Source organism: Salmonella sp. NW722 (assembly GCF_051702785.1).
GTDB lineage: Bacteria > Pseudomonadota > Gammaproteobacteria > Enterobacterales > Enterobacteriaceae > Salmonella > Salmonella enterica.
In genome coordinates, this window is record NZ_JAMMIN010000003.1 from 165,501 (window position 1) to 176,918 (window position 11,418).

An 11,418-nucleotide genomic window follows, 5' to 3' on the forward strand; every position below is an offset into this window, starting at 1 on the left:
GGATAAAACGCAACCGCGTCGTCATCCGGCGAATCTGCTCAGCGCATAATCTTATCGCCGCGCGAAAGCCCGACGACGCCTGAACGCGCCACTTCAACAATTTTCGCCACGTCGCGCAGCGAGGCCAGAAAAGCATCCAGTTTGTCGCTGGTGCCCGCCAGTTGAACGGTATACAGCGTTGGCGTAACGTCAATAATCTGACCACGGAAAATTTCCGTATTACGCTTCACCTCTTCCCGTCCGTAGCCGCTGGCCTGGATTTTCACCAGCATGATTTCCCGCTCAACGTGCGCTCCCTGTCCCAGCTCGCTGACGCGCAGCACATCAACCAGCTTGTGCAGTTGCTTTTCAATTTGCTCAAGCACTTTTTCATCGCCTACCGTCTGGATAGTCATGCGCGACAACGTCGGATCGTCTGTCGGCGCGACGGTCAGGCTTTCAATATTATATCCGCGTTGCGAAAAGAGGCCGATAACCCGCGATAACGCCCCAGATTCGTTTTCCAGTAATACCGATAAAATCCGGCGCATCATCAGGTCCTCTCCGTTTTGCTTAACCACATTTCGTCCATCCCGCCCCCGCGAATCTGCATTGGATAGACATGCTCGCTGCCATCAACGGTGACATCGACGAACACCAGTCGGTTATTACGCACATGCTCAAGGGCTTCGCTGAGTTTACTTTCCAGCTCATCCGGACGGTTAATCTGCAGCCCGACATGGCCATATGCTTCCGCCAGGCGCACAAAATCCGGTAACGACTGCATATAAGACTGAGAATGGCGACCGGAATAGATCATATCCTGCCACTGTTTCACCATCCCCAGATAACGGTTGTTCAGGTTCAGAACCAGTACCGGTAGTTCATACTGTAAGGCTGTCGACAGCTCCTGAATGTTCATCTGTATACTGCCATCGCCGGTCACGCAGACCACCATTTCTTTCGGCAGGGCCATTTTAACGCCCAGCGCAGCCGGTAGGCCAAAACCCATCGTGCCGAGCCCGCCGGAATTAATCCAGCGACGTGGTTTATCGAACGGGTAATAGAGAGCGGCAAACATCTGGTGTTGTCCTACATCGGACGTCACGTAAGCGTCGCCCTTCGTCAGACGCCAGAGGGTTTCAATCACCGCCTGGGGTTTAATACTTTCGCTTTCCGCGTCATATTTCAGGCACTGACGGGCGCGCCAGATCTCTATCTGCTGCCACCAGTCGCGAATATCATCCTGCGGCTGAGACGGCGCATCCTGCGCCAGTAGCTCCAGCATTTGTTCCAGTACCAGGCGGGCATCGCCCACCACCGGGATATCAGCGTTAACCGTTTTGGATATGGACGTCGGGTCAATGTCGATGTGTAATACCGTCGCGTTCGGACAATATTTAGCGAGATTATTCGTCGTGCGGTCGTCAAATCGTACGCCAACAGCGAAAATCACGTCGGCGTTATGCATGGTCATATTGGCTTCATAAGTGCCATGCATTCCCAGCATTCCTAACGACTGGCGATGAGTAGCAGGAAACGCGCCCAGTCCCATTAATGAAGAGACCACCGGCAGGTTAAAGGTTTCAATGATGTGGCGCAACGGCGCATAGCAGGCCGCGCTTATCGCCCCTCCCCCAACGTAGACCACCGGCTTTTTTGCCGACGCCAGCGTTTGCAAGGCACGCTTAATTTGTCCTTTATGTCCTGATGTTGTGGGATTGTAAGAGCGCATACTGACCGTCTCCGGCCAGGCATACGGCATTTTTTTCGCCGGATTCAAAATATCTTTCGGCAAATCCACGACCACCGGCCCAGGACGTCCGCTTGCCGCCAGCCAGAAGGCCTTTTTAAGCACCTGGGGAATATCTTCCGTCTGTTTGACCAGGAAGCTATGTTTGACCACCGGTCGGGAAATCCCCACCATGTCGCACTCCTGAAAGGCATCATAGCCAATCAATGAGGTGGCGACCTGGCCGGAAAGAATCACCAGCGGAATGGAATCCATATAGGCCGTAGCAATCCCGGTAATCGCATTGGTCGCTCCCGGTCCGGAAGTCACCAGCACCACGCCAACGTCGCCAGTGGCTCGCGCCAGGCCATCCGCCATATGCACCGCGGCCTGCTCATGACGCACCAGCACATGATCGATCCCTCCAACGGTATGTAGCGCATCATAAATATCAAGCACTGCGCCTCCAGGATAGCCGAACACCTGCTTTACGCCTTGATCGATAAGCGATCGGACGACCATCTCGGCTCCAGACAACATCTCCACGGCTTGCCTCCACTTTATACCTGTCATCACGGTTTGACGGACACCTTAACCGCTCGCTATCACGCCTGGCAATTGGGTGGAATGACGTAAAGATGGGGAAGGTTAGAATAATCAGGAGGCAAGAAGAGAAGAAATGGAGAAATACTCCGTCTGAATCACACCAGGTAATAAATAATCGCTTATAAATGCAGACTTACAGCAATTCATCTATTTTTCACAACGACGAAAAGAATCGCTCACCGTTAATTCAGCATAAAATTTTTTATATACGCTAAAAAGCAGAATAAACCAGAATTTGTTTCTGATTTATTCTGCCCGGTTTTATCGCTTACAAACAGAAACTAATAAATCTTCCATCCATTGGTGCCCTTTATCACGCCCAGCCGCTTCATGCCAGGAAAGGTAGCATGTCCGGCTATTCAGTTTTAAAGGCAACGGCAATATTTGCAGATCCAGCGACTCCGCAAACTCTTCCGCCAGCCAGCGCGGGGCAATAGCGACCAAATGCGTCTGCGAAACCACGTTCAGAACGCTGATAAGCGCCATGCCCTGATAAGCCACGCTCGACTGTTTATCCGGCGTGTCATACCACGGCTGACTAAATGACGCATAACGATCGAGAGAAACAACCGCATGTTGTTCATTATAAACATCGCCTTCCAGTAGCGGGCCGCTAATACGCGGGTGTTTTCGGCTGGCGACTAAAACCATTTCATCTTTAAATAGCGGTACGCTGGTAAACTCAGGACGACGGAATTCTTCATAACTAATAACGAATTCGGTTTCCTGATAGCGTAACTGATGCTCAGTATTCTGATTCAACGACGCTTTAAAAACGACATGAATATTTGGCGCAATTTTTTCTACACGATTATAAATCTGTGACGTCAGGATATTATCCAGCGGACTGCACACGCAAAGATTGAATACACGTTCGCTGCTGGTCGGCTCAAACCCCGATCCCGGCAATTCATTTTGCACCAATTGTAACGCCTGACGGACTGAACCAAATAACTGAAATGCACGGGCAGTCGGCTGAATTCCTCGTCCATATCGAACAAAAAGTTCGTCATTAAACATAACCTTCAGACGCGCTACGGCGTTACTGACCGCAGGCTGCGACATTCCCAGCGTGTGGGCGGCGCGCGTAATATTCTGCTCTTGCATTACCGCATCGAACACGGTCAATAGGTTCAAATCAACCATGCGAAGCTGTGGTTTGCCCATATCTAAAAGATGCGGCTTTTCGGTTTTGACCTCTGGCATATTTAACTCCACTGTCACGCTTAACTCCCTTTTTCTGGCTGAAGGCAGAAATAATTCCTGAAAATATGATTTACCATGCATATAAAATAAGAAAAAGGGAAAGCGTTAAAATTCGGAAAACATAAAGACGCTGACAGAGACAAATAGAATGCCAGCGCAAGCGTAATGTGTCCTGAGTCACACCATTGCGATTCATAATGTTTAAATTACGCAAGCAATATAACCATAACTATGGCGAATACACAATCATACACCAAGTGAATGATCATTTAAGTTTCAATTAAATGTTTATATTATTAATAGCTAAAAAGTTAACATTAATTTATCAATAACTTTATCCTTATCCATTAAGTAAACAAGGTTATTTGTTAAAATATAAAACAAATCAAAAAGATAAACCAAACCTTTAGCATACCTTTAACAGTCCATTCCCCTAACCAATTTGCAAACAAAAATGCCTAAATATTTCAAACAATGAAAAGTATGAATGTCCACTCGTTCTTTTATCCTTTATTGGACGCGCAGCCCAGCACAATTAGCTAAAGTACGTATCCGGATATCGTCAACAAAATGCAATGGCGACAGAAAATAGAGTTGACATTAAACGGCATATCCAGTACCACTAAAAGCATAACGCATTCGCTGGAGCTGAATTAATGTCACATATCGTTCGTTTCACTGGGCTACTACTACTCAACGCATTTATTGTGCGCGGTAGACCGGTGGGCGGCATTCAACATTAAGTCAGCTCGAAGTCAAACAAAACCCGCGCCGTTGCGCGGGTTTTTTTATGCCTGACGCAAGGCGCCCCTGGAGACAAGGACCACATCATGAGCCAGCAAGTCATTATTTTTGATACGACCTTACGCGACGGCGAACAAGCGTTACAGGCCAGCCTGAGCGCGAAAGAGAAGCTGCAGATTGCCCTGGCCCTTGAGCGCATGGGTGTTGATGTCATGGAAGTGGGCTTCCCGGTCTCTTCTCCGGGTGATTTTGAATCCGTCCAAACCATCGCCCGCACCATTAAAAACAGCCGCGTTTGCGCCCTGGCGCGTTGTGTAGAAAAAGACATCGACGTCGCGGCACAGGCGCTGAAGGTCGCCGACGCGTTTCGCATCCATACTTTTATCGCCACCTCGCCAATGCACATCGCCACCAAGCTGCGCAGCACGCTGGATGAGGTCATCGAACGCGCGGTATACATGGTTAAGCGGGCGCGTAATTACACTGATGACGTAGAGTTCTCCTGCGAGGATGCTGGCCGGACGCCTGTTGACGATCTGGCGCGCGTGGTGGAAGCCGCTATAAACGCCGGCGCGAGAACCATTAATATTCCCGATACCGTGGGCTATACCATGCCGTTTGAGTTCGCGGGAATCATTTCCGGCCTGTATGAACGTGTCCCCAATATCGACAAAGCTATCATCTCCGTTCATACCCACGACGATTTAGGGATAGCAGTAGGCAACTCGCTGGCGGCAGTACATGCGGGCGCGCGTCAGGTTGAAGGCGCGATGAACGGTATCGGAGAACGTGCCGGTAACTGCGCACTGGAAGAAGTGATCATGGCGATTAAAGTGCGCAAAGACATCATGAACGTACACACCAACATCAATCACCACGAAATCTGGCGCACCAGCCAGACCGTCAGCCAGATCTGTAACATGCCGATCCCGGCCAACAAAGCGATTGTCGGCAGCGGCGCTTTTGCCCACTCTTCCGGCATCCACCAGGATGGCGTCCTCAAGAACCGCGAAAACTATGAAATCATGACGCCAGAGTCCATCGGTCTGAACCAGATACAGCTGAACCTGACCTCCCGCTCTGGCCGTGCCGCCGTGAAACATCGCATGGAAGAGATGGGTTACAAGGACACAGACTACAACATGGACCACCTGTACGACGCGTTCCTGAAGCTGGCGGACAAAAAAGGCCAGGTGTTCGACTATGACCTGGAAGCGCTGGCGTTTATTAATAAACAGCAAGAAGAACCAGAGCATTTCCGTCTGGATTACTTCAGCGTGCAGTCCGGCTCCAGCGATATCGCCACCGCTTCCGTGAAGCTGGCCTGTGGTGAAGAGATCAAGGCCGAAGCGGCGAACGGCAACGGCCCGGTCGACGCCATCTATCAGGCGATTAACCGCATCACTGGCTACGACGTTGAGTTGGTTAAATACGACCTGAACGCCAAAGGCCAGGGCAAAGACGCGCTGGGTCAGGTCGATATCGTCGTGAACCATCATGGTCGCCGCTTCCACGGCGTCGGGCTGGCGACGGATATCGTCGAATCCTCCGCCAAAGCGATGGTGCACGTACTGAACAATATCTGGCGCGCCGCCGAAGTTGAAAAAGAATTGCAACGCAAAGCTCAAAATAAAGAGAACAACAAGGAAACCGTGTAATGTCGAAGAACTATCATATTGCCGTACTGCCGGGCGACGGTATCGGCCCGGAAGTCATGGCGCAAGCCCTGAAAGTTATGGATGCGGTACGCAGCCGTTTTGATATGCGTATCACCACCAGCCGCTATGACGTCGGCGGTATTGCTATCGACAATCATGGTCATCCACTGCCGAAAGCCACCGTTGAAGGGTGCGAGCAGGCGGATGCCATTCTGTTTGGCTCCGTCGGCGGCCCGAAATGGGAAAATTTGCCCCCGGAAAGCCAGCCAGAGCGCGGCGCCCTGCTGCCGCTGCGCAAACATTTCAAATTATTCAGTAACCTGCGTCCGGCGAAACTGTATCAGGGACTGGAAGCATTTTGCCCGTTGCGCGCCGATATCGCCGCTAACGGTTTCGATATCCTGTGCGTGCGCGAGCTGACCGGCGGGATCTATTTCGGACAGCCAAAAGGCCGTGAAGGCAGCGGTCAGTACGAAAAAGCCTTTGATACCGAAGTTTATCACCGCTTTGAGATCGAGCGCATTGCCCGTATCGCCTTTGAATCGGCGCGTAAACGCCGCCGTAAAGTCACCTCTATTGATAAAGCCAACGTACTGCAAAGCTCTATCCTGTGGCGTGAGATCGTCAACGATGTCGCGAAAACGTATCCCGATGTGGAACTCGCGCACATGTATATCGATAACGCCACCATGCAGTTGATTAAAGACCCGTCGCAGTTTGACGTACTGCTGTGCTCTAACCTGTTCGGCGACATTCTGTCCGACGAATGCGCCATGATCACCGGCTCAATGGGGATGTTGCCCTCCGCCAGCCTGAACGAGCAAGGATTTGGCCTGTATGAACCGGCTGGCGGCTCCGCGCCGGATATCGCCGGGAAAAATATCGCCAATCCAATTGCGCAGATCCTGTCGCTGGCGCTGCTGCTGCGCTACAGCCTGGATGCCAACGATGCGGCAACGGCCATTGAACAGGCGATCAATCGCGCATTAGAAGAGGGCGTTCGCACCGGCGATTTAGCCAGGGGCGCTGCCGCAGTCAGTACCGATGAGATGGGCGATATTATCGCCCGCTATGTCGCAGAAGGGGTGTAATCATGGCCAAAACGTTATACGAAAAATTATTTGATGCCCACGTGGTCTTTGAGGCGCCAAACGAAACGCCGCTGCTGTACATCGACCGCCACCTGGTGCATGAAGTCACCTCTCCGCAGGCGTTTGACGGTCTGCGCGCGCACCATCGTCCGGTACGTCAGCCAGGGAAAACCTTCGCCACGATGGATCACAACGTCTCGACGCAGACTAAAGACATTAATGCTTCCGGTGAAATGGCGCGTATCCAGATGCAGGAGCTGATTAAGAACTGTAACGAGTTCGGCGTCGAGCTGTATGACCTGAATCACCCGTATCAGGGCATCGTCCATGTGATGGGGCCGGAACAGGGCGTCACCCTGCCGGGCATGACCATCGTCTGCGGCGACTCCCACACCGCCACCCACGGCGCGTTTGGCGCGCTGGCCTTCGGCATCGGCACTTCTGAGGTAGAACATGTACTGGCGACGCAAACCCTGAAACAGGGGCGCGCTAAAACCATGAAGATTGAAGTCACGGGCAACGCCGCGCCGGGCATTACCGCCAAAGACATCGTGCTGGCGATCATCGGTAAAACCGGCAGCGCCGGCGGCACCGGGCACGTGGTTGAATTTTGCGGCGACGCTATCCGCGCGCTGAGTATGGAAGGCCGCATGACGCTGTGCAATATGGCGATTGAGATGGGCGCCAAAGCCGGTCTGGTCGCCCCGGATGAAACCACTTTCAACTACGTAAAAGGGCGTTTGCACGCGCCGAAGGGCCGCGATTTTGACGAAGCCGTCGAGTACTGGAAAACGCTGAAAACCGATGACGGCGCGACCTTTGATACTGTCGTCACCCTGCGGGCAGAAGAGATCGCGCCGCAGGTGACCTGGGGCACGAATCCGGGCCAGGTGATTTCCGTCACCGACATCATCCCCGATCCCGCCTCCTTTAGCGATCCGGTTGAACGCGCCAGCGCCGAAAAAGCGCTGGCTTATATGGGCTTACAGCCGGGCGTACCGTTAACGGACGTTGCTATCGATAAAGTCTTTATCGGCTCTTGTACCAATTCGCGCATTGAAGATTTGCGCGCGGCGGCGGAAGTCGCCAAAGGGCGCAAAGTTGCGCCTGGCGTGCAGGCGCTGGTAGTGCCGGGTTCAGGTCCGGTGAAAGCGCAGGCGGAAGCGGAAGGTCTGGACAAGATCTTTATCGAAGCAGGATTTGAATGGCGCTTACCGGGCTGTTCCATGTGCCTGGCCATGAATAATGACCGCCTGAACCCGGGCGAGCGCTGCGCCTCCACCAGCAACCGTAACTTTGAAGGTCGTCAGGGCCGCGGGGGTCGCACGCATTTAGTCAGCCCGGCGATGGCCGCCGCTGCCGCCGTTACCGGCCACTTCGCCGACATTCGCAGCATCAAATAAGGAAACTACCATGGCAGAGAAATTTACCCAGCATACCGGCCTGGTTGTCCCACTGGATGCCGCCAACGTCGATACCGATGCAATTATCCCTAAACAGTTTTTGCAGAAGGTTACGCGCACCGGTTTTGGCGCCCATCTGTTTAACGACTGGCGTTTCCTGGACGAAAAGGGCCAACAGCCAAATCCGGAATTCGTGTTGAACTTTCCGGAATATCAAGGCGCGTCGATACTGTTGGCGCGGGAAAACTTTGGCTGCGGCTCGTCGCGCGAACACGCGCCGTGGGCGCTGACCGATTACGGCTTTAAAGTGGTGATCGCGCCAAGCTTCGCCGACATCTTCTACGGCAACAGTTTCAATAACCAACTGCTGCCGGTAACCCTGAGCGACGCACAGGTCGATGAACTGTTTGCTCTGGTGAAAGCCAATCCGGGCATTAAATTTGAAGTGGATCTGGAAGCACAGGTGGTGAAAGCAGGCGATAAGACCTACAGCTTTAAAATCGACGACTTCCGCCGCCACTGCATGTTGAACGGTCTGGACAGCATCGGGCTGACGCTACAGCACGAAGACGCGATTGCCGCCTACGAAAATAAACAACCGGCATTTATGCGGTAACCTTTCACGCCTTACCGGGCCTACAGGTTATGCAATATCACCAGGTTGCCACTATATCCTGTAGGCCTGATAAGCGTAGCGCCATCAAGCGCCGGGTTACTCATCAGTCGCTCATGCCGGGGATATTCCGGCATTTTTTATACGTCTTTTACTCGCCCGCTCACCCCCGCGTGACCACAGAAACCGCCGTATAAATCCCGTTGAGACGCCGTCCCATCGTCGTCATCCAGAAACAGCCGAAATAAAAAAAGCCAGCAGATATTATCTGCTGGCGGGTGATTTTAGGCTATCGCCTACACCAATACTCAGTCACACATGATGTCTGCAATTGGCTTCAATCGGTCGCCTCCCACTGCATCAGTTCCGCGAGCATTTTTAAGCGCTGCGGCGCGCTCAGGCAAGCCAGCCAGGACGTTTTTTCCGTCGCGGCAAAATATCTCAACCAGAACTGGCGCATAGTGACCTCTTCCTCTTGCTTCATCGAAAGATATTATTGGCCTAATATAGGGATAATAAAATTGCTGAGTTTTTCATCGGAGTTCCCCTTTTATGCCCTCAGGTCGCCTGCAACAACAATTTATCCGTCTCTGGCAATGTTGTGACGGTAAAACGCAAGACACCACGCTTAATGAGCTGGCGGATCTGCTGAACTGTTCGCGTCGCCATATGCGTACGCTGCTAAATACGATGCAGGCGCGCGGTTGGCTAACATGGGAGGCCGAGGTTGGACGCGGAAAGCGTTCGCGTCTGACGTTCCTGTATACCGGACTGGCGCTGCAACAGCAGCGGGCGGAAGACCTGCTGGAACAAGATCGAATCGATCAACTGGTACAACTGGTCGGCGATAAAAGCGCTGTCAGGCAAATGCTGATTTCCCATCTGGGACGCAGCTTCCGCCAGGGGCGGCATATTCTGCGGGTTCTTTACTATCGTCCGATGCACAATCTCCTGCCGGGAACCGCATTACGCCGCTCGGAAACCCATATTGCCCGGCAAATTTTCAGTTCGCTCACGCGGGTAAATGAGGAAAACGGGGAACTGGAAGCGGACATTGCGCACCACTGGCAGCAAATTTCCCCTTTACTGTGGCGCTTCTACCTGCGCCCCGGCATTCATTTTCATCATGGCCGCGAGCTGGAGATGGAAGATGTCATCGCCTCGCTGACGCGTATCAATACGCTTCCGCTTTACTCGCACATCACAAAGATAGACTCCCCTACCGCGTGGACGCTGGATATTCATCTTTCCCAGCCGGATCGCTGGTTGCCGTGGCTGCTGGGCCAGGTCCCGGCGATGATTTTGCCGCGGGAGTGGGAAACGCTGGCTAATTTCGCCAGCCACCCTATCGGCACCGGGCCTTATGCCGTGCGGCGTAATACGCCGAACCAGCTCAAGATACTCGCCTTTGATGACTACTTCGGCTATCGGGCGTTGATAGACGAAGTGAACGTCTGGGTACTGCCGGATATCAGTGAAGAACCGGCCTGCGGCTTGATGCTGGAAGGGCCGATACAAGGCGGTGAAAAAGCGATAGAAAGCCGACTGGAAGAGGGGTGCTATTACCTGCTATTCGACGCCAGAACGCCGCGCGGCGCGCATCCGCAGGTCAGAGAATGGGTAAGCCACGTCCTCTCCCCCACCAATTTACTCTATCATGCAGATGAACCGCTACAGCAGCTCTGGTTCCCGGCCTATGGGCTTTTACCGCGCTGGCATCACGCCCGTCCAGGCCCGGGCGAAAAACCCGCCGGGCTGGAAACCCTCACGCTGACCTTCTATCGCGAACACATTGAGCACCGGGTTATCGCCCGTATCATGAGCGCGCTTCTGGCTGAACATCAGGTGCATTTGCATATTCAGGAGATCGACTACGATCAATGGCACGCCGGCGAGATCGAAAGCGATATCTGGCTCAATAGCGCTAACTTTACGCTGCCGCTGGATTTCTCGCTGTTCGCGCACCTGTGCGAAGTACCGCTCTTGCAGAACTGCATTCCGCGCGACTGGCAGGACGACGCCGCGCAGTGGCGCGCTGGCGAGATGAACCTGGCGAACTGGTGCCAGCAACTGCTGGCCAACAAAGCGATTGTGCCGCTGATCCACCACTGGCTGATTATCCAGGGACAGCGCAGTATGCGCGGGCTGCGCATGAATACCCTCGGCTGGTTTGATTTTAAATCGGCGTGGTTTGCGCCGCCAGATCCTTAACGCCAGCTCTTGATTGCTGCCCGGCAACAAAATCACTACACTAACGCCGAACTCAACGGGGTGCCGCGCTCATGCGCGCGCTGAGAAAATACCCGTCGAACCTGATCCGGATAATGCCGGCGAAGGGATTTGAGGCTACCTCTCAAGTCCTTTGCCACTCTTTAACTGAGGTGCA

10 protein-coding genes and 1 riboswitch are annotated in these 11,418 nt (G+C 53.2%); of the genes, 6 read left to right on the plus strand and 4 right to left on the minus strand.

What is annotated here, in order from left to right; genetic code table 11:
- Positions 1 to 38: 38 nt before the first annotated feature.
- The 3 genes from ilvN to leuO form a co-directional block, all read right to left on the minus strand.
- A complete protein-coding gene (gene ilvN / locus NA330_RS08520) occupies positions 39 to 530 on the minus strand; it encodes an acetolactate synthase small subunit (protein ID WP_001563086.1) in 492 nt (163 codons plus the stop codon).
- A gap of 2 nt (positions 531 to 532) precedes the next feature.
- A complete protein-coding gene (gene ilvI / locus NA330_RS08525) occupies positions 533 to 2,257 on the minus strand; it encodes an acetolactate synthase 3 large subunit (RefSeq protein ID WP_000425612.1) in 1,725 nt (574 codons plus the stop codon).
- A 321-nt stretch (positions 2,258 to 2,578) separates the two neighbouring features.
- A complete protein-coding gene (gene leuO, locus NA330_RS08530) occupies positions 2,579 to 3,523 on the minus strand; it encodes a transcriptional regulator LeuO (protein ID WP_001115420.1) in 945 nt (314 codons plus the stop codon).
- Between the two features lie 656 nt (positions 3,524 to 4,179).
- On the opposite strand from leuO, the gene leuL reads away from it, so the two are divergent.
- The 5 genes from leuL (at position 4,180) to leuD (ending at position 9,035) form a co-directional block, all read left to right on the plus strand.
- Entirely contained in the window at positions 4,180 to 4,266 is an 87-nt protein-coding gene (gene leuL / locus NA330_RS08535; RefSeq protein WP_001575587.1) for a leu operon leader peptide, read from the plus strand.
- An 87-nt stretch (positions 4,267 to 4,353) separates the two neighbouring features.
- Positions 4,354 to 5,925, plus strand: a complete 1,572-nt coding sequence (gene leuA, locus NA330_RS08540; RefSeq protein ID WP_000082819.1) for a 2-isopropylmalate synthase — start codon at positions 4,354 to 4,356, stop codon at positions 5,923 to 5,925.
- Positions 5,925 to 7,016, plus strand: coding sequence for a 3-isopropylmalate dehydrogenase (gene leuB, locus NA330_RS08545; RefSeq protein WP_000042336.1), 1,092 nt, complete (start codon positions 5,925 to 5,927; stop codon positions 7,014 to 7,016). The genes leuA and leuB overlap by 1 nt, the downstream gene beginning before the upstream one ends.
- A 2-nt stretch (positions 7,017 to 7,018) precedes the next feature.
- A complete protein-coding gene (gene leuC / locus NA330_RS08550; protein ID WP_001140632.1) occupies positions 7,019 to 8,419 on the plus strand; it encodes a 3-isopropylmalate dehydratase large subunit in 1,401 nt (466 codons plus the stop codon).
- Between the two features lie 10 nt (positions 8,420 to 8,429).
- Positions 8,430 to 9,035 carry a 3-isopropylmalate dehydratase small subunit gene (leuD, locus tag NA330_RS08555; protein ID WP_000818267.1) on the plus strand — a complete coding sequence of 202 codons (606 nt, stop codon included), beginning with the start codon at positions 8,430 to 8,432 and terminating at the stop codon, positions 9,033 to 9,035.
- Between the two features lie 334 nt (positions 9,036 to 9,369).
- Here leuD and sgrT read toward each other — a convergent pair whose 3' ends face one another.
- Positions 9,370 to 9,492 (minus strand): glucose uptake inhibitor SgrT, encoded by a 123-nt coding sequence (sgrT, locus tag NA330_RS08560; protein WP_001248755.1) that lies wholly within the window; start codon positions 9,490 to 9,492, stop codon positions 9,370 to 9,372.
- Positions 9,493 to 9,584: 92 nt separating this feature from the next.
- Between sgrT and sgrR the strand changes: the two genes are divergently transcribed.
- The gene (sgrR, locus tag NA330_RS08565; protein ID WP_001139028.1) at positions 9,585 to 11,243 is read left to right on the plus strand and encodes an HTH-type transcriptional regulator SgrR; all 1,659 of its coding nucleotides are present in this window, start codon (positions 9,585 to 9,587) and stop codon (positions 11,241 to 11,243) included.
- A 46-nt stretch (positions 11,244 to 11,289) separates the two neighbouring features.
- Positions 11,290 to 11,389, plus strand: a riboswitch (TPP riboswitch).
- Positions 11,390 to 11,418: the final 29 nt, after the last annotated feature.